The sequence below is a fragment of the Bradyrhizobium sp. 132 genome (genome assembly GCF_023074185.1).
In the GTDB taxonomy this organism is placed as follows: domain Bacteria; phylum Pseudomonadota; class Alphaproteobacteria; order Rhizobiales; family Xanthobacteraceae; genus Bradyrhizobium.
Window position 1 is genome coordinate 179,032 of sequence record NZ_JADPKY010000132.1, and the last position, 21,723, is coordinate 200,754.

Annotated in this window: 18 protein-coding genes and 1 pseudogene; 5 read left to right on the forward strand and 14 right to left on the reverse strand. The window is 63.7% G+C overall.

Features of this window, described 5'->3' with window-relative positions; genetic code table 11:
* Positions 1-9 precede the first annotated feature (9 nt).
* Both shc and IVA74_RS28805 read left to right on the forward strand, forming a co-directional pair.
* Positions 10-2,007 carry a squalene--hopene cyclase gene (gene shc, locus IVA74_RS28800; protein WP_247349849.1) on the forward strand — a complete coding sequence of 666 codons (1,998 nt, stop codon included), beginning with the start codon at positions 10-12 and terminating at the stop codon, positions 2,005-2,007.
* Positions 2,004-2,753 carry a phosphorylase gene (locus tag IVA74_RS28805; protein ID WP_247349850.1) on the forward strand — a complete coding sequence of 250 codons (750 nt, stop codon included), beginning with the start codon at positions 2,004-2,006 and terminating at the stop codon, positions 2,751-2,753. The genes shc and IVA74_RS28805 overlap by 4 nt, the downstream gene beginning before the upstream one ends.
* A gap of 93 nt (positions 2,754-2,846) precedes the next feature.
* On the opposite strand, the gene hpnH is transcribed toward IVA74_RS28805, so the two are convergent.
* On the reverse strand, positions 2,847-4,007 hold the full coding sequence (hpnH, locus tag IVA74_RS28810; RefSeq protein ID WP_247349851.1) for an adenosyl-hopene transferase HpnH: 1,161 nt from the start codon (positions 4,005-4,007) through the stop codon (positions 2,847-2,849).
* Positions 4,008-4,042: 35 nt separating this feature from the next.
* Positions 4,043-4,462, reverse strand: a pseudogene (locus IVA74_RS28815) (4-hydroxy-3-methylbut-2-enyl diphosphate reductase); the annotation flags it as partial.
* Positions 4,463-4,992: 530 nt separating this feature from the next.
* Between IVA74_RS28815 and IVA74_RS28820 the strand changes: the two are divergent.
* Positions 4,993-7,581 (forward strand): MMPL family transporter, encoded by a 2,589-nt coding sequence (locus IVA74_RS28820; RefSeq protein ID WP_247349852.1) that lies wholly within the window; start codon positions 4,993-4,995, stop codon positions 7,579-7,581.
* Here the strand turns inward: IVA74_RS28820 and IVA74_RS28825 are convergent.
* Positions 7,549-8,181: a DUF2147 domain-containing protein gene (locus IVA74_RS28825; protein ID WP_247349853.1), complete on the reverse strand. Its 633-nt coding sequence runs from the start codon at positions 8,179-8,181 to the stop codon at positions 7,549-7,551. The two genes, IVA74_RS28820 and IVA74_RS28825, sit on opposite strands and share 33 nt — an antisense overlap.
* Positions 8,182-8,322: 141 nt before the next feature.
* Between IVA74_RS28825 and hpnO the strand changes: the two genes are divergently transcribed.
* Entirely contained in the window at positions 8,323-9,714 is a 1,392-nt protein-coding gene (gene hpnO / locus IVA74_RS28830) for an aminobacteriohopanetriol synthase HpnO (protein ID WP_247349854.1), read from the forward strand.
* Positions 9,715-9,723: 9 nt separating this feature from the next.
* Here the strand turns inward: hpnO and IVA74_RS28835 are convergent, their stop codons facing one another.
* The 8 genes from IVA74_RS28835 to IVA74_RS28870 all read right to left on the reverse strand — a co-directional run bounded on the left by IVA74_RS28835 (position 9,724) and on the right by IVA74_RS28870 (position 15,774).
* Complete coding sequence (locus tag IVA74_RS28835) at positions 9,724-10,029, reverse strand: HigA family addiction module antitoxin (protein ID WP_247349855.1); 306 nt, start codon at positions 10,027-10,029, stop codon at positions 9,724-9,726.
* 12 nt (positions 10,030-10,041) lie between these two features.
* Entirely contained in the window at positions 10,042-10,323 is a 282-nt protein-coding gene (locus tag IVA74_RS28840) for a type II toxin-antitoxin system RelE/ParE family toxin (protein ID WP_247349856.1), read from the reverse strand.
* A gap of 68 nt (positions 10,324-10,391) precedes the next feature.
* Positions 10,392-11,159 (reverse strand): anti-sigma factor, encoded by a 768-nt coding sequence (locus tag IVA74_RS28845; RefSeq protein ID WP_247349858.1) that lies wholly within the window; start codon positions 11,157-11,159, stop codon positions 10,392-10,394.
* Entirely contained in the window at positions 11,156-11,704 is a 549-nt protein-coding gene (locus tag IVA74_RS28850) for a sigma-70 family RNA polymerase sigma factor (RefSeq protein ID WP_247349859.1), read from the reverse strand. The genes IVA74_RS28845 and IVA74_RS28850 overlap by 4 nt, the downstream gene beginning before the upstream one ends.
* Before the next feature lie 142 nt (positions 11,705-11,846).
* Positions 11,847-12,182 (reverse strand): cupredoxin family copper-binding protein, encoded by a 336-nt coding sequence (locus IVA74_RS28855; RefSeq protein WP_247349860.1) that lies wholly within the window; start codon positions 12,180-12,182, stop codon positions 11,847-11,849.
* Between the two features lie 23 nt (positions 12,183-12,205).
* The gene (locus IVA74_RS28860; protein WP_247349861.1) at positions 12,206-13,150 is read right to left on the reverse strand and encodes a metallophosphoesterase; all 945 of its coding nucleotides are present in this window, start codon (positions 13,148-13,150) and stop codon (positions 12,206-12,208) included.
* A gap of 113 nt (positions 13,151-13,263) precedes the next feature.
* Positions 13,264-14,145: an alpha/beta hydrolase gene (locus IVA74_RS28865; protein ID WP_247349862.1), complete on the reverse strand. Its 882-nt coding sequence runs from the start codon at positions 14,143-14,145 to the stop codon at positions 13,264-13,266.
* 9 nt (positions 14,146-14,154) lie between these two features.
* A complete protein-coding gene (locus IVA74_RS28870; RefSeq protein WP_247349863.1) occupies positions 14,155-15,774 on the reverse strand; it encodes a GMC family oxidoreductase N-terminal domain-containing protein in 1,620 nt (539 codons plus the stop codon).
* 174 nt (positions 15,775-15,948) lie between these two features.
* Between IVA74_RS28870 and IVA74_RS28875 the strand changes: the two genes are divergently transcribed.
* On the forward strand, positions 15,949-17,121 hold the full coding sequence (locus tag IVA74_RS28875) for a M20 aminoacylase family protein (protein WP_247349864.1): 1,173 nt from the start codon (positions 15,949-15,951) through the stop codon (positions 17,119-17,121).
* Positions 17,122-17,208: 87 nt separating this feature from the next.
* On the opposite strand, the gene IVA74_RS28880 is transcribed toward IVA74_RS28875, so the two are convergent.
* The 3 genes from IVA74_RS28880 to IVA74_RS28890 form a co-directional block, all read right to left on the reverse strand.
* Positions 17,209-18,741 carry an inorganic phosphate transporter gene (locus IVA74_RS28880; RefSeq protein ID WP_247349865.1) on the reverse strand — a complete coding sequence of 511 codons (1,533 nt, stop codon included), beginning with the start codon at positions 18,739-18,741 and terminating at the stop codon, positions 17,209-17,211.
* Between the two features lie 192 nt (positions 18,742-18,933).
* Positions 18,934-20,376 carry a UdgX family uracil-DNA binding protein gene (locus tag IVA74_RS28885; RefSeq protein ID WP_247349866.1) on the reverse strand — a complete coding sequence of 481 codons (1,443 nt, stop codon included), beginning with the start codon at positions 20,374-20,376 and terminating at the stop codon, positions 18,934-18,936.
* Entirely contained in the window at positions 20,376-21,611 is a 1,236-nt protein-coding gene (locus IVA74_RS28890) for a putative DNA modification/repair radical SAM protein (protein ID WP_247349868.1), read from the reverse strand. Before IVA74_RS28890 ends, IVA74_RS28885 begins: the two co-directional genes overlap by 1 nt.
* Positions 21,612-21,723: the final 112 nt, after the last annotated feature.

Sequence of the window (21,723 nt, forward strand, 5' to 3'; positions counted from 1 at the left end):
TCGAGCGAGATGGAGTCCGTGAACGCGACCAACCGCGAAGCCCGAGAATCTATGAACTTGGACTCCAGGAACCTGGAATCCAGGAACCTGGACTCGAGCATTGCGTCGGCCATCGAAGGCGTCCTCGGCTTCCAGCAATCCGACGGCCATTGGGTGTTCGAGCTCGAGGCCGATTGCACCATTCCGGCCGAATACGTCCTGCTTCGTCATTATCTTGCCGAGCCGGTCGATGCCGTGCTCGAGGCCAAGATCGCCAATTATCTTCGCCGCGTTCAGGGGGCTCATGGCGGCTGGCCGCTGGTGCATGACGGCGAGTTCGACATGAGTGCCAGCGTAAAGGCGTATTTCGCGCTGAAGATGATCGGCGATTCCACTGACAGCCCGCACATGGTGCGTGCGCGCGAGGCGATCCACGCCCGCGGCGGCGCGATCAACAGCAATGTCTTCACGCGCTTCTTGCTTGCGATGTACGGCATCGTGACCTGGCGCGCCGTGCCGGTGCTGCCGATCGAAATCGTGCTGCTGCCGTTCTGGTCGCCGTTCCATCTCAACAAGATCTCCTACTGGGCCCGCACCACCATGGTGCCGTTGATGGTGCTCGCAGCGCTCAAGCCGCGCGCGAGGAATCCGAAGGCTGTCGGCATCGACGAGCTGTTCCTCCAGGATCCGCGCTCGATCGGCATGACTGCCAAGGCGCCGCACCAGAGCCTGGCCTGGTTCGCGCTGTTCCGCGCGCTCGACCACATCCTGCGTGTGGTCGAGCCGATGTTTCCCAAGAGCCTGCGCAAGCGTGCCATCGACGCGGCGCTCGCCTTCACCGAGGATCGGCTCAACGGTGAGGACGGCATGGGCGCGATCTATCCGCCGATGGCCAATATCGTCATGATGTACGACGCGCTCGGCAAGGACGAGAATTTTCCGCCGCGTGCGATCACGCGCCGGGGCATCGACAAGCTGCTCGTGATCAAGGACGACGAGGCTTATTGCCAGCCCTGCGTCTCACCGGTGTGGGACACGACGCTGACCGCGCACGCGCTGCTGGAAGCCGGCGGTGACAAGGCGGTGCCTGCCGCTAAGCAGGGCCTCGACTGGCTGATCCCGAAGCAGGAGCTCGCGGTGAAGGGCGACTGGGCGGTGAAGCGGCCCAATGTCCGTCCGGGCGGCTGGGCCTTTCAGTACAACAATGCCCATTATCCCGATCTCGACGACACCGCGGTGGTCGTGATGTCGATGGACCGCATGCGCCGGGAGCACGGCGCGACCGGCTATGACGCCGCGATCGACCGTGCCCGTGAGTGGATCGAAGGCATGCAGAGCGACGACGGCGGCTGGGCTGCCTTCGACGTCAACAACCTCGAATATTATCTGAACAACATCCCGTTCTCCGACCATGGCGCGCTGCTCGATCCGCCGACCGAGGACGTCACCGCGCGCTGCATCTCGATGCTGACCCAGCTCGGCGAGACCGCGAAGACCAGCAAGCACGTCGCCGACGGGATCGCCTACCTCCGCAAGACCCAGCACCCGGAAGGGTCCTGGTATGGCCGCTGGGGCATGAACTTCATCTACGGAACCTGGTCGGTGCTGTGCGCCCTCAACATGGCTGGCGTCCGTCACGACGACCCGATGATGCGCAAGGCGGCCGGCTGGCTGGCCTCGATCCAGAACCAGGACGGGGGCTGGGGTGAGGACGCCGTCAGCTACCGCCTGGACTACGCCGGCTGGGAGGCAGCCCCCTCGACCGCCTCGCAAACGGCATGGGCCTTGCTTGCCCTTATGGCTGCCGGCGAGGTCGATCACCCGGCCGTCGCCCGCGGGGTGGAGTACCTGATTACAACACAGAACAAAAAAGGACTGTGGGACGAGCAGCGGTACACCGCCACAGGCTTCCCCCGCGTGTTCTATCTGCGGTACCATGGTTACCCGAAGTTCTTCCCGCTGTGGGCGCTGGCCCGGTATCGGAACTTGAGGGACACCAACAGCAGGGTGGTAGGGGTCGGAATGTGACTTTGGGGACGGGGGACTACCTTACCGCGGGCAATGCCATTGATCCGCGGCCGATATTGATCGTGACCGGACTGGTTCAGGAGGCCCGCATCGCGGCCGGGCCCGGAATGGCGGTCATCTGTTCGTCGAGCAGCCCGACCCAGTTGCGGGCGCTGCTGACGGTGCTGGATCCTGAGACGATTCGCGGCGTGATCTCCTTTGGCGTGGCCGGCGGCCTCGACCCGACGCTGCGCTCCGGCGACGTCGTGCTGGCGACCGAAGTGCTCGCCGGCGACACCCGCTGGGCCGCCGGGCTGTCGCTCGGCGACGACCTCATCGACCGCCTGACGTCGGGACGCCGCCGCGTGGTGCGCGGCAGCCTCGCCGGTGCCGAGGAAGTGGTCACGGGGCGGTCCTGCAAGGCGGCGCTGCATTCGGAGACGGGAGCGGCCGCCGTCGACATGGAAAGCCACATCGCGGCCGCCTACGCCGCCGAAGCCGGCTTGCCGTTCGCCGCGGTCCGCGTCATCAGCGATCCCGCCCATCGCGCGCTGCCGGCGCTCGCCCGCGCCGCCATCAAGCCGAACGGCCAGATCGACGTGCTGGCCGTGCTGCGCGGCATCGCGCGCAACCCGACCGCGCTGCATGGACTGGTCTCGACCGGTATCGATTTCAACCGCGCGCTGCGCTCGCTTCGCGGCTGCCGCGACTTCCTGATCGGCACCGAGCTCGTCGAGAGCGAGGCTCTGGTCTCCGAGGCGGCCTGAGCGGTTTTCCGATCCGACAAAAGAAAAGGCCCGGTTCGCCATTGGCGCCCGGGCCTTTGTTTTTTGATCGGGCTACAAGGCCGACTTGCGCGCTTACGCGGCGGTCGAAGCCTTCCGAGCAGCCTTCTCCTGGGCGGCGGCAGCCTCGTCCTTGCGAATCTCCGACAGGCGCTTCTGCACTTCCGCCGAGAAGATGTACTGCGCAGGGCGCTGCTTGGTCATGTCGATCTCGGGCGCCATCGGACCCGTGGTCCTGACACCGCGCAGCGACACCCACATCGCCTTCAGCGGGTGGCTGATGGCTGCGGTCGCCGCCGTCGGCTCGTAGCCGCAATGGGCCATACAGTCGGCGCACTTCTCGTACTTGCCGGTGCCGTAGGTCTCCCAATCGGTGGTGTCCATCAGCTCCTTGAAGGTCTTCGCGTAGCCTTCACCGAGCAAATAGCAGGGCTTCTGCCAGCCGAAGATGTTGCGCGCGGGCATGCCCCAGGGCGTGCACTCGTATTCCTGGTTGCCGGCGAGGAAGTCGAGGAACAGGCCGGAATGCATGAAATTCCACTTCTTGCCCTTGCCCATCGCAAAGACGTCGCGGAACAGCTTCTTGGTCTTGGTGCGGTTGAGGAAGTGCTCCTGGTCGGGCGCACGCTCATAGGCATAGCCCGGCGACATCGAGACGCCGACACCGAGCTCGACGGTGAGGTCGAGGAATTTTGCAATCTCCTCGGCCGGATGGCCGTCGAAGATGGTGGCGTTGACGTTGACGGTGAAGCCGCGGGCCTTAGCCGCCTTGATCGCGGAGACGGCGCGATCGAACACGCCCTTCTGCGACACGGCCTTGTCGTGGTGCTCCTTCAGGCCGTCGAGATGCACCGAGAAGAACAGATAGGGCGAGGGCTCGAACAGATCGAGCTTCTTCTCGAGCAGCAGCGCGTTGGTGCAGAGCGAGACGAACTTCTTGCGCGCGACGAGGCCGCGCACGATCTCGCCGATCTCCTTGTGGATCAGCGGCTCGCCGCCGGGAATGGCGACCATCGGCGCGCCGCATTCATCGGCTGCGTCCCAGCACTCCTGCGCGCTCATGCGGCGGTTGAGGATCGCGTCCGGATAATCGATCTTGCCGCAGCCGACGCATGCGAGGTTGCAGCGAAACAGCGGCTCCAGCATCAGCACGAGCGGATAGCGCTTGCGGCCGAGCAGTTTCTGCTTGATCAAATAGCCGCCGATACGCATTTCCTTGAAGAAGGGGATAGCCATTACGAGTTTCTTTCTGGGCTTGAAATTCGGGTGGGTCAGCTCGCAGCCAGTTGGGCCGGAAGCCGGAATTCGATGTTCTCCTCGCGGCCCGGCAGCACCGAGACCTGTACCGGTCCGATCCGCCGCATCGCTTCGATCACGTCATCCACGAGTACCCCGGACGCCGAAGCGCCGGCCGTGGCGCCGACGGTCCTGGCATCTTTCAACCACTCCGGATCGAGCGCGCTGCCGTCGGCAATCATATAACTCGCGACGCCGGCCTCAGTGCCGATTTCGCGGGGCCGGTTCGAGCTATTGGCAGCGCCCACCACCAAGATCACATCGACCAGCTTGCTCCAGTTCCTTACCGCAGATTGGCGGTTCTGTGTCGCATAGCAGATATCCCGGATGTCCGGGCCTTGAATATCTGTAAAGCGGGCCTGAAGTGCCCCGGTAATGCCCTTGGACACCGTGGTTGCGGCTTTGTTCTTCAATCTCCCCATTGCACCCACTAAGCCCGCGCAAAAACCGTGCGATTGCACCAGATAAACTTCCATTGGACGTCCATCACGCAAGTTGCACCGATCCGCATCTTGAGTCCCCGGAGCACCGGGATACCAATGAGCTGCAATATCCCACGATCGGTTTCGGCACGCAGCCGTCGCCCACGCGGGTACACATGGAGGGCGCAATACTTTGTGTCAAAAAATCGGCAGCAAGGAAAGGGGTCCATGAACTTTGGTTCCCCTGCAGGATCCATTTGCGGTACTATAGTAGAGAACGTTCCGGTCGGCAAAACGGCGACATTTGTGCACGGCCCTCGGTCACTTTCCCGCCTCAACTCCTCGGCTATACCGACCGCCCCGCATGATTTTGCCACGGCTTCCCGCCGTTCAGCTCGAACCTTCTGGCGGGAAGAGCCACTCAAAACAGCAATAGGTTTCGCCCGGGAACTCCGATAAACAGCGGGCGTTTCCGGGAAGCTGTTAACGCAGAAAGAAAAAAAGTGCTGCAAAGCGTAGTCGTTGCCATCGTCAGGGCCTGCACCCGGTTTGCCCCCATCGTCGTCGTTCTCGGGCTCCTGCTGGCGGTGGGGGCGGGCTACTACACGGTCCATCACTTCGCCATCAACACCGACATCAATTCGCTGATTGCCCAAAATCTGGACTGGCGCCAACGCGACCAGCAATTCGATCGCGCTTTCGACCGCGATGCGACGATCACGGCGGTGGTCGAAGCCAAAACGCCGGAGATGGCGACTGCGGCGTCGGACGCGCTCTATGCCAAGCTGAAGGACGACAAAACCGACTTCCAGTCGATGCAACAGCTCGGCACCGGCGAGTTCTTCGAGAAGAACGGCCTGTTGTTCCTGCCGACCGAGGAGGTCGCCAAGGTCACCGGCCAGTTCGAATCCGCCGCACCCCTGATCGAGATCATGGCGGGCGATCCCTCGATCCGCGGCCTGACCGGCGCGCTTGAGACGGGTCTTGCCGGCGTCAAGCGCGGGCAAGTGAAGCTCGACAACACCGAACGGCCCTTCAACCAGATCGCACAAACGGTTGAGACCGTGCTCAACAAGGGCAGTGCGAGCTTCTCCTGGCGAGAGCTCGTCAGTGACGAGCCGCTGACGGATTCGGACAAGCGCGCCTTCATCGAGTTCAAGCCGATCCTCGACTACAACGCGCTGGAGCCCGGCAAGGGCGCCACCGACGCGATCCGCAAGGCCGCAGCCGATCTGGAGTTTGCGACCAAATACCAGGCGCGCGTGCGGCTGACCGGTCCGGTCCCGATCGCCAACGAGGAATATGCAACCGTCCAGGAAGGCGCTGTCGTCAACGGCATCGGCACGGTTCTGGTCGTGCTGCTCATTCTGTGGCTGGCGCTGCATTCGGCGAAGATCATCTTCGCGGTGTTCGTCAATCTCTTCGTCGGTCTTGCGCTGACAACCGCCGCCGGTCTGATGATGGTGGGCTCGCTCAATTTGCTGTCGATCGCGTTCGCCGTGCTGTTCGTCGGCCTCGGCGTCGATTTCGGCATTCAGTACAGCGTCCGCTATCGCTCCGAGCGCTATAAGCATAACGACCTTTCGGGTGCGCTGGTATTGGCCGCGAAGCGCTCGGCGATACCGCTGTCGCTGGCGGCGATGGCAACCGCGGCCGGCTTCCTCTGCTTCATGCCGACCGACTACAAGGGCATATCGGAGCTCGGCCAGATCGCCGGCGTCGGCATGCTGGTCGCGTTCCTCACCAGCATCACCGTACTCCCGGCGATGCTGAAGCTGTTGAATCCGCCCGGCGAGAAGGAGCCGGTCGGCTACGCCTTCCTGGCGCCGCTCGATCACTTCCTGGAGAAGCACCGCGTGCTGGTCGTCGGTGGTACGATCTTTCTCGCGGTCGCCGGCCTGCCGCTGCTCTACTTCATGAAGTTCGACTTCAACCCGATGAACCTGCGCAATCCGAAGGCCGAATCGATTGCGACCTTCCTCGATTTGCGCAAGGATCCCAATACCGGCGCCAATGCCATCAACGTGATGACCACGTCGGAGGAGCAGGCAAAGCAGGTGGAGGCGAAGCTGGAGAAGGTGCCCGAAGTGCTGCGGGTGATGTCCCTCAACAGCTTCGTCCCTGAGGACCAGCCGCCGAAGCTGAAGCTGCTTGCACAGGGCGCCAAGGTGCTGAACCCTGCGCTCAATCCTGACCAGATCGACGCGGCGCCGACGGACAAGGAGAACGTCGATTCGCTGAAATCCTCGGTCGACAATCTGCGCCGGACCGCAGGCGATGCGAAGGGCCCGGGTGCGGTCGCCTCGCGCCGGCTCGCGGACGCGCTGGAAAAGCTCGCCAAGGGCGACGAGGCCACGCGGAACAAGGCGCAGGACGTGTTCGTCGCGCCGATGAAGATCGTGTTCGACCAGCTCCGGAACGCGATGCAGGCCGAGCCGGTCACCCTGAAGTCATTGCCACCCGACCTCATCAGCGCCTGGAAGAGCAAGGACGGCATCATCCGCGTCGAGGCGCTGCCCAAAGGCGATCCCAACGACAACGACACGCTGCGCAAATTTGCGGCGGCCGTGCTCGTTGCCGAGCCGACCGCGATCGGCGGCCCGGTCTCGATCCTGAAATCCGGCGACACCGTGGTGAAGGCGTTTATCCATGCCGGCATTTACGCACTGCTGGTGATCGGGCTGTTGCTGTGGATCACGCTGCGCCGGTTCGTGGACGTGCTGATGACCTTGGTGCCGCTCCTGGTTGCCGGCGCGGTAACGCTCGAGATCTGCGTGCTGATCGGCTTGCCGCTCAACTTCGCCAATATCGTCGCGTTCCCGCTGCTGCTCGGCGTCGGCGTGGCCTTCAAGATCTACTATGTCGTGGCCTGGCGCTCGGGCAGGACAAACCTGCTCCAGACCAGCCTGACGCGTGCGATCTTTTTCAGCGCGATGACGACGGCGACGGCATTCGGCAGCCTGTGGCTGTCGAGCCATCCGGGAACGTCCAGCATGGGCAAGCTGCTCGCGCTGTCGCTGGTGACGACGCTCGCCGCCGTGCTGCTGTTTCAGCCGGCGCTAATGGGCAAACCCCGCAATCTCAGGGAGTAGGCAGATGTCGCCGACCGGGTCGGCGGCGCCCTTCTGACCAGGTTTGGCAGTGCCGGCGGCCTTCGGCGCTGCCGGCGCAGGCTGCGCCGCTGTTGCGCCCGTCGTTCCCGGGGCCTTCGGCGCCGCGCCGGTGGATTTCGGCGTGCCCTTGGCCATGGCATTGGCGGTGCTCAAGGGAATAGGCGGGCCAACGCGGGTCCAGGTTTCGCCACCGCAGAGAAAGCCCATCACGCAGCCCTTGATCTCGAGCTGGTCGGTGCCAACCGGCGTGATGGTCGCGCTGTAGAGCTGGCCGTCCTTGGCGTTGTAGACCTGACCCTCCCACTGATCGGCGCCGGGTTTTTTCTTCATGTCGATCAGGGTCGCCATGCCCAGCGTGGGCCTGGTCTTTTTCGACGCGTCCGGATTGTATTCATCGCGGCCGCCGGGCTCTTTTTCCCAGGAAACCGCGCCCCACATGCTGCCATTGCATTGGGCGACACGAATGTTGGCCACGGCGTCGGCAACCCGCCAGTCGCCGGTCGGATCGGTGGCGAGCGCCGGGTTCAGGCAGGTGAAACCGCCAGTCAGTATTAGTCCGGTGTAAAGGGCTAAACGCATGATAGTTCCTTGGCAGTGCAACATGGTCTAAAGCTGTGCTTGCGAAGATGGTCCGAAAAAGGGCAAAAGGCCGCACAGACCGTTTTCGGCAACGGTCCGTTTTCAGTTGACGAGACGGCCCTCAACCGAAGTATGTAACGGATGCACAGCCCAAATCCAGACATGTCTCAGCTATTCGCGGACCGTCAGGCCCAGCGCAGCGCCCTGCATAATCGGCATATGAACGAGCAGTTCGTTCGGGTGCTCAAGACCATCGGCTATGATGTCGGCTTCCAGAAGGGGCAGGGGCAGTACCTCTACGACCGAGACGGCGCGCGCTATCTCGACCTTTTGTCCGGCTTTGGCGTGTTTGCGATCGGGCGCAATCATCCTGTCATGCGCGAGGCGCTCAAGAGCGTGCTCGATGCCGACCTGCCCAACCTCGTCCAGTTCGACGTCTCGGTGCTCGCCGGCGTGCTCGCCGAGCGGCTTTTGAAGTACGTGCCCTATCTCGACAAGGCGTTCTTCGCCAATTCCGGCGCCGAATGCGTCGAAGCCGCGATCAAGTTCGCTCGCGGCGCCACCGGCCGGCCCGGCATCGTCTATTGCGCCCATGCCTATCACGGCCTGACCTATGGCGCGCTGTCGTTGACGGGTGATTCGAACTTCCGCACCGGCTTCGAGCCGCTGCTGCCGGGTTGCACCTCGATCCCGTTCAACGACCTCGCCGCGCTCGAAAAGGCGCTGGCCTCGCGGGAGGTGGCGGCCTTCGTCGTCGAGCCGATCCAGGGCAAGGGCGTCAACATGCCCACCGACGAGTTCCTGCCGGGTGCGGTTGCGCTCTGCAAGAAATACGGCACGCTGTTCGTCGCCGACGAGATCCAGACCGGCATGGGCCGCACCGGCCGCTTCCTCGCGGTCGAGCATTGGAACGTCGAGCCCGACATGGTGCTGCTGTCGAAGTCGCTGTCCGGCGGCCACGTGCCGGTCGGCGCGGTGCTGACGCGCAAGAGCATCTTCGACAAGATATTCAACCAGATGGACCGCGCGGTGGTGCACGGCTCCACCTTCTCCAAGAACGACCTGGCGATGGCCGCGGGCATCGCGACGCTCGACGTCATGGAGTCCGAGAAGCTGATCGAGTCCGCCGCCAAGCGCGGTGCCGAGCTGCGCCTTGCGCTCACGCGCATGGTGCCCGGCTACGAGCTGTTGAAGGAAGTGCGCGGCAAGGGCTTAATGATTGGCATCGAGTTCGGCCCGCCGAAATCGCTGCGGCTGCGAGCTTCGTGGAACGTGCTGGAGGCCGCCAACAAGGGCCTGTTCTGCCAGCTCATCACCGTGCCGCTCTTCAAAGATCACAAGATCCTGACCCAGGTCGCCGGCCACGGCAGCCACACCATCAAGCTGCTGCCGCCGCTCACCATCACCGAGGAAGATTGCGGCTGGATCGAGCGCGCCTTCGACGACGTCATCGCCGGCAGCCACAAGGTCCCCGGCGCGATCTGGTCGCTCGGCAAGACGCTGGTGGACAACGCTGTGAGGCGGTCGGCGTAACCTGATCCCTCAGGCCGCCTTGGGCTTGTTCACAGTCTCGATGCGGTCGAGAGCCTTGCCGAGATCGCGTTTGGCGATCTGAATATCGTAATCGTTCTGGAGATTGAGCCATAGCTCAGCGGTCGTGCCGAGCGCTTTGGCAAGCCGAAGCGCGGTGTCAGCGGTGATTCCGGTCTGCTCACTCGCAATCCGCTCAATACGCGTACGCGGCAGGCCGCATGTCTTGGCGAGCGCGCCTGCCGACATGTCCAGCGGGCTCAAAAATTCTTCCCGCAGAACCTCACCAGGATGCATGGGCTTGAGTTTCTTGGCCATCGTCGCATTCTCCTAGTGATAATCCACGATCTCGACCTGAACGGGACCTTGTGATGTCCACACGAAGCACACTCGGAACTGGTCGTTGATCCTGATCGAGTGCTGTCCCTTGCGATCGCCCGTGAGGACCTCAAGGCGGTTTCCGGGTGGTGCCCTCAAGTCGCTGAGTTCGCCCGCAGCGTGAAGATAGCGCAATTTCCGGCGAGCAACCTTCACCAGGTCGGCCGGAAAGCGTTTAGGGCTTTCGCCGTTAAAGACCGCCTCAGTCGTTTTGTCCCGAAACGTCCTGATCACTCAGGCAATGTATCATTGGTTGATACATGCGCAAGGGATTTGTATCAATTTCTGATACGACTCCAGGGTTACCCCTCCACATTCGCCTTCATCGCCGCCTCGAACTTGTCGACGAACTCGGCGAGCTCGTCGGCGCCGATATCGCTGACGGCCCAGAAATTCAGGCCCCGCTCGCCCCAGCGGCGGCAGTTGAAACCCTGCATGGTCTGGGTCTTCGGCGGACGATGTTCGGTGCTTGAGGTCTGCGCCACGAACAAATTGACCACGTGCTGCCGGCGCTTGTAGACGACCGCGCCGATGGCACGTGCGTCGATATAATCGAGCCTGCCGCCGACCAGCGTAAAACCCTGCGCGGTGAGGTCGATCACGGGCGGGGCGACGTCGAGCTTGCCGTTGAACCACGGCTTCACGGTGTGCTGGTCGGTCGAGACCACGTCGATGAGGTGGCCGGCCTGGAGCGAGCGCAGATGCGCGGAGACGACCTCCGACAGGATGCGCTGCTGGTCGTCCTGGCGCAGCACCACGGCGACGACGCCGGAGGCGGCGAGCGCAGAGACCGCCGAACCCATTGCAAAGCCGCGCAGCACGGAGCGGCGGCTCGGTTGTTGGCGCTGCGGCTGCGGCAGCGAAGCCTCGATCCGGATGCGCAAACTCGTCGGCGCGGTGTAGCGCAAATTGGTGTCAGCGAGCACGCGCTGCATTTCCCGTTGTGAGGCAAGCTCGGCGGCGCAGGCCGGGCAGCTTGCGATATGGGCTTCGGCCTCGCGTGCATGGCCCGCATCGAGCTCGTTGTCGAGCAGCGCGTGAAGCAGCATTTTTGCTTCGTCGCAGTTCATTTCGAGTGCTCCTCTTCCGCCATCCATGCCGCGCGCAGCATGGCGCGGGCGCGTGCGAGGCGGGACATCACGGTGCCGACGGGTGCGCCGACGGCCTCGGCGATTTCACGATAGGACAGGTTGCTGATCTCGCGCAGCACGAAGGTTTCCTTGAACGGTTCGGCGAGGGCGTCGATCAGCTTGCGGATCGCGCCGGCGTCGCGGCTGCGCAGCACTTCCGTCTCCGGGCTCGCCTCGGTCTCTTGCCAGATCGGCGTCTGCTCGGCGGCGCCGGGCGTATCCTCGATCGCGCTGTGTCTGTGCGCGCGCCGTCCATATTCGGCGTTGCAGACGTTACGCAGGATCGCAAACAGCCAGGGCTTCATCGCCGGCCCGCGATAGCTGTCGAAATGCTTCAGCGCGCGCAGATAGCACTCCTGCACCGCGTCCTCGGCATCGGAGGCGTCGCGCAGCAGATAGCGTGCGAGTGTGTAGACGTCGTCGAGATGAGGCAGCGCTGCCTCGCGGAAGCGCTGCGCCTTCTGCAAATCGTCGTTGGCGGGCATCGCTCCTCGCTTTGCCTCTTGTTCTGCGCGTTGCTTCGTTTCGTCCACATTCGTTTGGTCGGCGTGTGTGACCGAGGGCACACGAGCCCGGCCGGCGTGGGACCACCGGCCGGGCAAGACGTTGATGCCTTGGTTCGAGATGTTACTCAACCTTGATCATCCCCGTCATGTGCGGGTGCAACGAACAAAAATATTTGTAGTCGCCCGCGTTGGTGAAGGTGAAGGAGAACTTGTCGTCGGTGTCCAGGGTCTTGGACCTGAACTTGCCGGCCGACACCACGGTGTGGGGGATGTCGTCCCGGTTGGACCAGGTCACCGTGGTGCCGACCTTGATCTTGAGCTCGGCCGGCTGGAAAACGAAATTGTCGATATGCACTTCCATGTCGTCGGCACGGGCGGTTGTTGCGGGCAAGAGGATAGCCGCGGCCAAAGCGAGACCGAGGTCGACAGCGAAGTCGCGGCGATTGAGTGTCTTCATTGTCAGCTTCCGTTCAGCTCTGCTCAACCTTGGAGCGGCGTGTCGATGATCGCGAGCCGCTGCTCGTTCTGCTTGAAGTTGACGCTGGCAACGCCGAGCATGGCGCGCAGCTTTGCGTCCTCGACCTTCATCGGTCCGGGCGACGGAGCTGCCCCCGGCGCCGGCTGCGGGAACGCAGTCGAGCGCGCGGTATGGAAGGTGACGTTGCCCTCGACCTTCTGCATCACTTGATGGATGTGGCCGTTCAGCACGGTGACGGAGCCGAAACTCTTGACGTATTCCAGCGCGCGGCCGCCGTCCTCCGTGCCCCAGCCCCATTCCGGATAGACGGTCCAGAGCGGGATGTGGGCAAACAGCACGATCGGCGTCGATTTCGACTTGCCGCGCAGGTCGTCCTCGAGCCAGGCGAGCTGATCGGCGCCGAGATTGCCGAGGCCGCCGGCCTTGAGATCGACGACGTTGACGAGGCCGATGAAGTGCACGCCGCCGGCGTCGAACGAATACCAGCCCGCCCCCTTGGTGCCGCGGCCGTAGCGCTCGCGATAGAACTTTACCTCCTCGTCGAGGAAGTCATGCTCGCCGGGCACGTAGTGCACGTCCAGCTTGCTCTGCGAGATGATGCGATCGGCGTTGTCGAATTCGGCGGCCTTCGACAAATGAGTAATGTCGCCGGTATGGATCATGAAGGACGGCTTGACCGGCATCGCGTTGATCTTGTTGATGGCTTCCTCCAGCGTGCCGAGCGCGTTGGGATTGGCCGGCTTGTCGAAGCCGACATGGCTGTCGCTGATCTGGAGGAAGGTCATGCCGGGCGCGGCCGCGGTCGCGGCTTGCGCGGAATCAATGATGCCGAGCGAGCGCGGCACGCCGCCCGTGATGGTCCAGAGCACTCCGGTGCCGGCCCAGGTCATGCATTCCAGAACCTTGCGGCGGCTTAAGCCGTCGTCCCCGTGATCGTGTCCGCTCATCGCGCGTCTCCTCTCGCCCGGAATTGGGCTTCGGGGACGTGATTGGGGCAGGGGTGGGTTTATTCCCGGATGAGATGACGATTTCGTGAGGTGGTTTCGATCGAGGCACGACGCTATGTCGCGAATTCGCGCACGGCCTTCACCACGATCGCCGGCGCTTCCTGCGCCACACAATGCCCTGTACCGTCGAACGTCAGCGTGCTGACCCGCGGAATCAGCGACACGGCGCGCGAGGCCATCTCCTTGTATATCGGTCCCGACTTCGCGGCGGTCGTGACCCGCACCCGGCAGTCGATCGCGGAGAGCGAGGTAAACGGATTGCCGCGCGCATCGCCGACGTAGACCTGCTCCATCGCCTGGTAGATCGGACGCAGGATCGCCGATTCGATCTCGGGCGTGCAGCGGAGCTGCACCCGGCCGTTCGCCAGCGGCGCGAAGCCATGGCGCACATAGGCCCGAAGCGAAGTCTCGGTCCAGTCCGCAAACGCCGGCGCGGCGCGGTAGCGCTCGAATACGGCGTCGGCACTGTCGAACTCGGCACGTCGGCGCAGTGTTCCCTGCACGCGGGACAGGGAGTCTTCGCTCAATTCTCCGGAGCGCGCAGCGCGCGGATCCATTACAGTTGGCTCCATCACGAACAGGCGTGCGAAACGTCCGGGCAAGAGTTTCGCCGCGAGCAGAAGATCGGTCGCACCTGCGCTGTGGCCGATCCCGTAGACGTTGCGCAGCCCGAGCGCATCGATCACCCGGCAGACATCTTCGGCATAGTCCAGAAAATGATAGGCTCCGGGCTTGTGGCTCGCGCCATGGCCACGGCGGTCGAGCGCATAGAGCGTGTAGGTCGCGGCGAGATCGCGTGCGACCTCGTCCCAGACGTCGGCGACGAAGCCGGTGCCGTGAAGCAGAAGCGCAGGCGTCCTTCCGCTCTCGCCCCATCGCAGCATGGCGATCTGCGCATCAGCGGGGCCGATCGAAAAGCGGTGCGCTTGAAACATGGTAGGGCGCTACTTGCCATCTTCCAGGATCATCGTCGCGCCCTTATCGGCGATCATCGCGGTCGGCGTATTTGTATTCCCCGACGTGATGGTCGGCATGATCGAGGCGTCGACGATGCGTAAGCCTTCGAGGCCGTAAAAGCGCAGGCGCTCGTCCACCACCGCCATCGGGTCATTCACCGCGCCCATCTTCGCGGTGCCGACGGGATGGAAGATGGTGGTGCCGATGTCGCCTGCGGCCTTCGCAAGCGAGGCGTCGTCGTCACCGACGGAGGGACCGGGCAGATATTCGCTCGGGCGGTATTTTGCCAGCGCCTTCTGCTGCATGAGGCGGCGGGTGGTGCGGATGGCGTCGGCGCCGACTCGGCGGTCGTCGTCCGTTGACAGATAATTCGGCGCGATGATCGGCTTCTCGTCCGGCGCCGCCGCGCGGAGACGTACGGTGCCGCGCGAGGTCGGCTGGAGATTGCAGGCGCTCACCGTGATCGCGGGGAAGCGGTGCAGCGGATCGCCGAATTTGTCGAGCGACAGCGGCTGCACATGGAACTGGATGTTGGCGCGCGCGCGCGTCGCATCGGAGCGTGTGAAGATGCCGAGCTGCGACGGCGCCATGGTCAGCGGGCCGCGGCGGCGGAAGGCGTAGTCGAGGCCCATCAGGCCGCGACGGACCAGATTGTAATAGGTCTCGTTCAGCGTGCGCACGCCCTCAACCTTGTAGATCGCGCGCTGCTGGAGATGATCCTGGAGATTGCGACCGATGCCGGGCTTGTCCATCACGATGTCGATGCCGAGCGGGGATAGCCAGTCGGCGGGCCCGATGCCGGAGCGATGCAGCACCTGCACCGAGCCGATCGCGCCGGCCGAAAGGATCACCTCGCGTTTCGCACGCGCCTCGATGATTTCGCCGTTCTGGACGAAGCGCACGCCGACGGCGCGGCCCTGCTCGATGATCAGACGGTCGACCAGCACGTGCTTCTCGAGCCGCAAGTTCGGGCGGTTCAGCGCCGGCTTGAGGAAGCCGCGTGCCGACGACCAGCGCCGGCCGCGCTTCTGGTTGACGTGGAAATAGCTGGTGCCTTCGTTGTCGCCGGTGTTGAAATCGGGAATGCGCTTGATGCCCATCTCCTCGGCGGCGTCGCCGACGGCGTCGAGAACGTCCCACGACAGCCGCGGCGCCTCGATGCGCCAGCCGCCCCCGGCGCCGTGGTGCTCGCTCGCGCCGAGGAAATGATCCTCGAGCCGCCTGAACAGCGGCAGCACGTCGTCATAACCCCAGCCGGTCAGGCCGAGCTGGCGCCAGTGATCGTAATCGGCGGCCTGTCCGCGCATCGAGATCATGGCGTTGATCGCCGAGGAGCCGCCGATCACCTTGCCGCGGGGATAGGCGAGCGCGCGGCCGTTCAGGCCGGGCTCGGCCTCGGTCTTGAACATCCAGTCCGAGCGTGGATTGCCGATCGCGAAGAGATAGCCGACCGGAATGTGGAACCAGATCCAGTTGTCGTCGCCGCCGGCTTCGAGGATGAGGACGCGATTGCCTGGCACGGCCGACAGCCGGTTGGCGACGATGCAGCCCGCCGTGCCGGCCCCAACGACAATATAGTCAAACTCACCTTCGAGCCGCCTTGGCATTCTGCTTCCACCCGGATGGTCATGCAACGTGCCGTCCTAATACGCAGAGACGGCGGATCGGGACAAGCCCGGCCATGCCGAGCGGACAGGCTAGACCCCGATCCCCGGCAGTTGGGTGGACTGGTGCTTGCATGGTAGACAGTCCTGTATTTTCAACAAAGCTTGAGAGCCTCCATGCCCATCGTGAACCGCGTCGCCGACCTTCAACCCGATATTCAGGCCTGGCGCCGGGACATCCACGAGCATCCTGAGCTGCTGTATGACGTCCACCGCACCGCAGCATTCGTCGCGGATCGCCTGCGCGAATTCGGCTGCGATGAGGTCGTGACCGGCGTCGGACAGACCGGCGTGGTCGGCGTGATCAAGGGCAGCAAGCCGGCCGGCGAGGGCCTCAAGACCATCGGCCTGCGTGCCGACATGGACGCGCTGCCGGTCGAGGAACAGACCAACCTGCGTTACGCTTCGAAGACTCCCGGCAAGATGCACGCCTGCGGCCATGACGGCCACACCGCGATGCTGCTCGGTGCTGCGCGCTATCTCGCCGAGACCCGCAATTTTGCCGGTGAGGCGGTGGTGATCTTCCAGCCGGCCGAGGAAGGCGGCGCCGGCGGCCTGGCCATGGTCAAGGACGGAATGATGGAGCGCTTCGGCATCGAGCAGGTCTACGGCATGCACAATGGCCCGGGCATTCCGATCGGCTCGTTCGCGATCCGGCCGGGTCCGATCATGGCGGCGACCGACGAGGTCGATATCATGATCGAGGGCCTCGGCGGCCATGCCGCGCGGCCGCACAAATGCGTCGATTCCGTTCTGGTCGGCGCGCAGGTGATCACCGCCTTGCAGTCGATCGTCGCGCGCAGCGTCGATCCGCTGGAATCGGCCGTGATCTCGATCTGCGAGTTTCACGCCGGCAACGCCCGCAACGTCATTCCGCAAACCGCGACATTGAGGGGTACCATCCGCACGCTGTCGCCGGAGGTGCGCAAGCTGGTCGAGAAGCGCGTGCACGAGGTGGTCGCGGGCGTCGCTCAGATCACCGGTGCCAAGATCGATCTGCACTACAAGCGCAATTATCCCGTGGTGAACAACCACGTCGCGGAGACCGAGATTGCGCGTCGCATCGCCGGGCAGGTCGCGGGCGAGGCCAACGTGCACGAGATGTCGCCGCTGATGGGCGGCGAGGATTTCGCCTATATGCTGGAAGCGCGCCCCGGCGCCTTCATCTTCTGCGGCAACGGCGACAGCGCCGGCCTGCATCACCCCGCCTACAATTTCGACGACGAGGCGATCGTTTACGGCACGTCGTACTGGGTCAAGCTGGTCGAGGAATCGCTCGCGGCATCGTAGGGCCGAGCGTGAGGTCAAGCCGAAAGCACAAATGAAAAGGGCCCGTGCATCGCACGGGCCCTTTGTCGTTGAGTGACGCGACCGGCTTCAGAAGATCCGCGAGAAGATCACGTACAGCGTGCCCGACAACAGGATGGCGACGGGCAGGGTCAGCACCCATGCCATCAGCATGTTCCTGATGGTGGCGACCTGGAGACCCGAACCGTTCGCGGCCATGCTGCCGGCGACGCCGGACGACAGCACGTGGGTCGTCGAGACCGGCAGGCCGAACATGTCGGCGGCGCCGATCGTGGCGGCGGCGACCAGCTCGGCAGAGGCGCCCTGCGCGTAGGTCAGGTGGGTCTTGCCGATCTTCTCGCCGACGGTGACGACGATGCGCTTCCAGCCGATCATGGTGCCGAGGCCGAGCGCGATCGCAACTGCAACCTTCACCCAGGTCGGGATGAACTTGGTCGCGTTGTCGAGCCCGCCCTTGTAGGCGTTCAAGGTTGCGACCTCGTCCTTGTTGAGGTCGTTTTCCTTGTCCTTCATCAGGAAGCGGATCGCTTCCGAGGTCAGGTACATGTCGTTGCGGGTGTTGCCGACGACTTCCGCCGGCACCTTGTTCAGCGAGCCGTATTTCGCAACCTGATCGCCGACATCCTTCACCAGCACTGACAGCAAAGGGTAGGTGCCTTCGCTGATGTGATGCGAGGTGACGTACTGCGTCACCACAGGACGGGGGTCGCCGATGATGGCATGACCGGCGCCCTTGGCCGCAACCACCTTGGAGGCGGCATCCGAGACCTTCGCGAACTGGGCGACCTGCGATTCCGGCAATGCGCGGTTGAGCGCATAGGCGGTCGGCACAGTGCCGATCAGGATCAGCATGATCAGGCCCATGCCCTTCTGTCCGTCGTTCGAACCATGGGCGAAGCTGACGCCGGTGCAGGTCAGGATCAGCAGGCCGCGAATCCAGATCGGCGGGGCTTTGTTGCCCTCAGGGGCGGCATAGAGCGCCGGGTTCTTGATGATCACCTTGAGCAGCAGCAGCAGGCTTGCGGCGCAGACGAAGCCGACCAGCGGCGACAGCAGGAGCGCATAGCCGATCTCCGTGGCCTTGCCCCAGTCCACGCCCGAGGTGCCGTCGCGGCCGCGCATCAGCGCGTTCGCCACGCCGACGCCGATGATCGACCCGATCAGCGTGTGCGAGGAGGAGGCCGGCAGGCCGAAATACCAGGTGCTGAGGTTCCAAAGGATCGCGGCGATCAGCAGCGCGAACACCATCGCGAAACCGGCGCTCGAGCCGACCTGCAGGATCAGCTCCACCGGCAGCAGCGAGACGATGCCGAACGCGACTGCTCCGGTCGACGTCAGCACGCCGAGGAAGTTGAACAGGCCGGACCACATCACCGCGAATTCCGCCGGCAGCGAGTGGGTGTAGATCACGGTCGCAACCGCGTTGGCGGTGTCGTGGAAACCGTTGACGAATTCGAAGCCGAGCGCGATCAGGAGCGCAACGATAAGGAGGATATAGGGCAGATAGCTCGTGACCCGGGTACCGGTCGCATCGACATCGGAATAAATGCTGTAGGCCACATAGAGCAGGCCCACGGCAAGAATGCCGAAGAACAGGATCATCGTCAGCGGATTGAAGCCCTTGTCGAGATTTGGCCGCGAGGCCGGCTAGATCGGCGCGGGATCGGCTACCGCGTGGTCGACTGCAACATCGGTCATGTCTGGACGCCCCTTAGCTCTGTAAGGGCTATTGTCCCCGATGGATTTGAAGGCTGGATGACAACCAGGGCTTGAAAGCCGTTTTCCCGCCTGTATTTAGGCGGCGCGCGCCGCTTTCTTCTGCAGACTGGCGGCGATTTTCAGATCTTCGACAAAGCGCTGATATTCCAGCACCTTGGCTTCCGGATCGGGCAACCGCAGCAGATAGGACGGGTGCACTGTCACCAGGGCCTTGTGACCGTCGGGAAGGTCGATCAGCCGGCCGCGGGTCTTGCCGATCGGGGTGATCTTGCCGAACACGCTCTGCGCGGCAGTGGCGCCCATCGCAACGATGAGATCGGGCTGGATTACGGAGACTTCCCGCTCATACCACTGCCGGCAGGCCTTTATCTCCGGCGTATTCGGCTTTTGATGCAGGCGGATTTTGCCGCGCGGCACGAATTTGAAGTGTTTCACCGCGTTGGTGACATAGACCTTCTTGCGGTCGACGCCGGCTTCCGCCAGTGCCCGGTCCAGCATCTGGCCGGCCGGACCAACGAAGGGATGGCCGGCGAGATCTTCCTTGTCGCCGGGTTGCTCGCCGACCAGCATGATATTGGCGGACTTCGGGCCTTCGCCGAATACGGTCTGCGTCGCGTCCTTGTAGAGCGGGCAGGCGCGGCAATGCGCAGCCTCCTCGCGGAGCGCTTCGAGATCGTCGGTGGCGGACTTACGTTTCATCGGAGCCTCCGGTCGCTTCTGAGGCTTGTGTGGATCGGTTGCGGCATTGGCGATCATGGCGCCGGTCATGCGTTCGGCGTCCTCGATCAGAGGCTTAATGATCGAAGCCTCGGGCAGGTTCCTCCAGTATTTCTTCGGCATCTCGGCCTGCATCGCCTTCACCTTGAGGCGGGCCGGATTGAAGATGCTGGCGTAGTAACGCCGCCAGGTTTCCTCCAGCCGATCTTCGCCCGGCGCCTCGCGCTTGCTGACGCCAGACGTGAACGAGAGCGCGTGGCCGTCCCAATGTGCGCAGAGATCCGGCGTCAGGATCGACCATGGCATGTCGGCAAAACGTTTGGCGAAGAACGGCGCGGCGAGCTCGACGATATGATGCTCCGGCTCGAACCAGGCGACGTAGTGTGCTTCGCGTTCCCGGCCGATCTCACGAAAGCGCACGAAGGCGTGCATCTTGTGCTCGTCGCGATAGACCGCCTTTGCCATGGCCGTGACTTGCGCGACATCTGCATCGGTCGCGACCTCGATGAGGTCGTGATTGCCCTTCAGCCGAAACAGCAGGCGATAGAGGATCGAAAAACGCTCGCCGTCGCGATGGAGGATCGCGGCCTTGGCGAGTTCTACGAATTTTGCTGACACGTTGAAGGTGCCATTGCCGGCCTCCGGCAGCCGAGACGGCGAGGGCGGCGCGAACAGCTCCGCTTCGCCGCCCTGCACGGCCCAGGTGATATCGGCCGGCTTCACCTGATGAAGCACGAGCGCACGCGCGGCTTTGCGCCAGCCGTCGAAATCGGTTTCGGTGTCGAGGGTGATGTACTGCATCAGAAGCCAAACCCCAGTTGCGTTGCCTTCGGCTTGAACCGTTCGATCAGCCGTGCCTCGTCGAGGCGATGCGGCGTGGGCCGGTGATCGCTGAGGACGATGAACGGCAGCGCCTTGTTGCGGGGCACATGCAGCCGTGCGAGATCGGAGACGCGGATGGTGGTCGTGCGCCGCGTCGCGATGATGCGCTCGACCGTCTTGGTGCCGAAGCCCGGCACGCGCAACAATTCCTCGCGGCTGGCGCGGTTGACGTCGAGCGGGAAGCGGTCGCGGTGGCGCAGCGCCCAGGCGAGTTTTGGATCGATGTCGAGCGGCAGCATCGCGCTGTCGTCGACGATCTCGCCGACATCGAAGCCGTAGAACCGCATCAGCCAGTCGGCCTGGTAGAGTCGGTGCTCGCGCAGCAAGGGCGGCGCGCGCAGAGGCAGCGCGCGGCTGGCGTCGGGGATCGGGCTGAACGCGGAATAGTAGATGCGCCTCAGCCTGTATGAGCCGTAGAGATTGGCGCTGGTGTGGAGAATTGTGTGGTCGGAGGCCGCGTCGGCGCCGACGATCATCTGCGTGCTTTGGCCTGCCGGCGCGAAGCGCTGCGGCCTGGCTTTCGTTTTCGCGCTACGGTTTTCCTCGGCCTCGTCCAGCTTCAGCCGCAGCCGGCCCATGGTGCGGCGGATCGCGCGCACGTCTTTCTCGGGCGCGAATTGCTGCAGGCTCGCCTCTTCCGGCATCTCGATGTTGATGGAAAGACGATCGGCATATTTGCCGGCCTCGGAGATCAATGCATCGTCGGCCTCCGGGATTGTCTTGAGATGGATGTAGCCGCGGAAGTGATGCTGCTCGCGCAGTTTTCGCGCGACGCTCACCACTTGCTCCATGGTGTAGTCGGGGCTGCGGATGATGCCGGAGGAGAGAAACAGCCCCTCGATGTAATTGCGCCGGTAGAAGTCGAGCGTCAGCTTGACCACCTCGTCGACGGTGAAGCGGGCGCGCGGCACGTTGGAGGAGGCGCGGTTGACGCAATAGAGGCAATCGTAATTGCAAGCGTTGGTCAGCAGCACCTTGAGCAGCGAGATGCAGCGGCCGTCCGGGGCATAGGAATGGCAGATGCCCATGCCGGGCGCGGTCGAGCCCATGCCCTTGCCGTCGCTGGAATCCCGCCTTTCGGTGCCGCTGGAGGCGCAGGACGCGTCGTACTTGGCGGCGTCTGCCAGAATCTCCAGTTTGCGTTGCACGTCCATGTGTGAATCCCTTTGATTCTGCTCATGAATCCCGAAGAGTCCCAATTCGATTGACTCCTGGGGCGCCGTTAGCTTTATATTAGAACATACCATGAACAATTGAGCCAGCCGT

Bases quoted from the DNA above. Each gene is read 5' to 3' on its own strand.
- shc (WP_247349849.1), top strand. From the start codon at position 10: ATGGAGTCCGTGAACGCGACCAACCGCGAAGCCCGAGAATCTATGAAC.
- hpnH (WP_247349851.1), bottom strand. From the start codon at position 4,007: ATGGCTATCCCCTTCTTCAAGGAAATGCGTATCGGCGGCTATTTGATC.
- IVA74_RS28825 (WP_247349853.1), bottom strand. From the start codon at position 8,181: ATGCGTTTAGCCCTTTACACCGGACTAATACTGACTGGCGGTTTCACC.
- hpnO (WP_247349854.1), top strand. From the start codon at position 8,323: ATGCACAGCCCAAATCCAGACATGTCTCAGCTATTCGCGGACCGTCAG.
- IVA74_RS28835 (WP_247349855.1), bottom strand. From the start codon at position 10,029: ATGGCCAAGAAACTCAAGCCCATGCATCCTGGTGAGGTTCTGCGGGAA.
- IVA74_RS28845 (WP_247349858.1), bottom strand. From the start codon at position 11,159: ATGAACTGCGACGAAGCAAAAATGCTGCTTCACGCGCTGCTCGACAAC.
- IVA74_RS28850 (WP_247349859.1), bottom strand. From the start codon at position 11,704: ATGCCCGCCAACGACGATTTGCAGAAGGCGCAGCGCTTCCGCGAGGCA.
- IVA74_RS28855 (WP_247349860.1), bottom strand. From the start codon at position 12,182: ATGAAGACACTCAATCGCCGCGACTTCGCTGTCGACCTCGGTCTCGCT.
- IVA74_RS28860 (WP_247349861.1), bottom strand. From the start codon at position 13,150: ATGAGCGGACACGATCACGGGGACGACGGCTTAAGCCGCCGCAAGGTT.
- IVA74_RS28865 (WP_247349862.1), bottom strand. From the start codon at position 14,145: ATGTTTCAAGCGCACCGCTTTTCGATCGGCCCCGCTGATGCGCAGATC.
- IVA74_RS28870 (WP_247349863.1), bottom strand. From the start codon at position 15,774: ATGCCAAGGCGGCTCGAAGGTGAGTTTGACTATATTGTCGTTGGGGCC.
- IVA74_RS28875 (WP_247349864.1), top strand. From the start codon at position 15,949: ATGCCCATCGTGAACCGCGTCGCCGACCTTCAACCCGATATTCAGGCC.
- IVA74_RS28880 (WP_247349865.1), bottom strand. From the start codon at position 18,741: ATGATCCTGTTCTTCGGCATTCTTGCCGTGGGCCTGCTCTATGTGGCC.
- IVA74_RS28885 (WP_247349866.1), bottom strand. From the start codon at position 20,376: ATGCAGTACATCACCCTCGACACCGAAACCGATTTCGACGGCTGGCGC.
- IVA74_RS28890 (WP_247349868.1), bottom strand. From the start codon at position 21,611: ATGGACGTGCAACGCAAACTGGAGATTCTGGCAGACGCCGCCAAGTAC.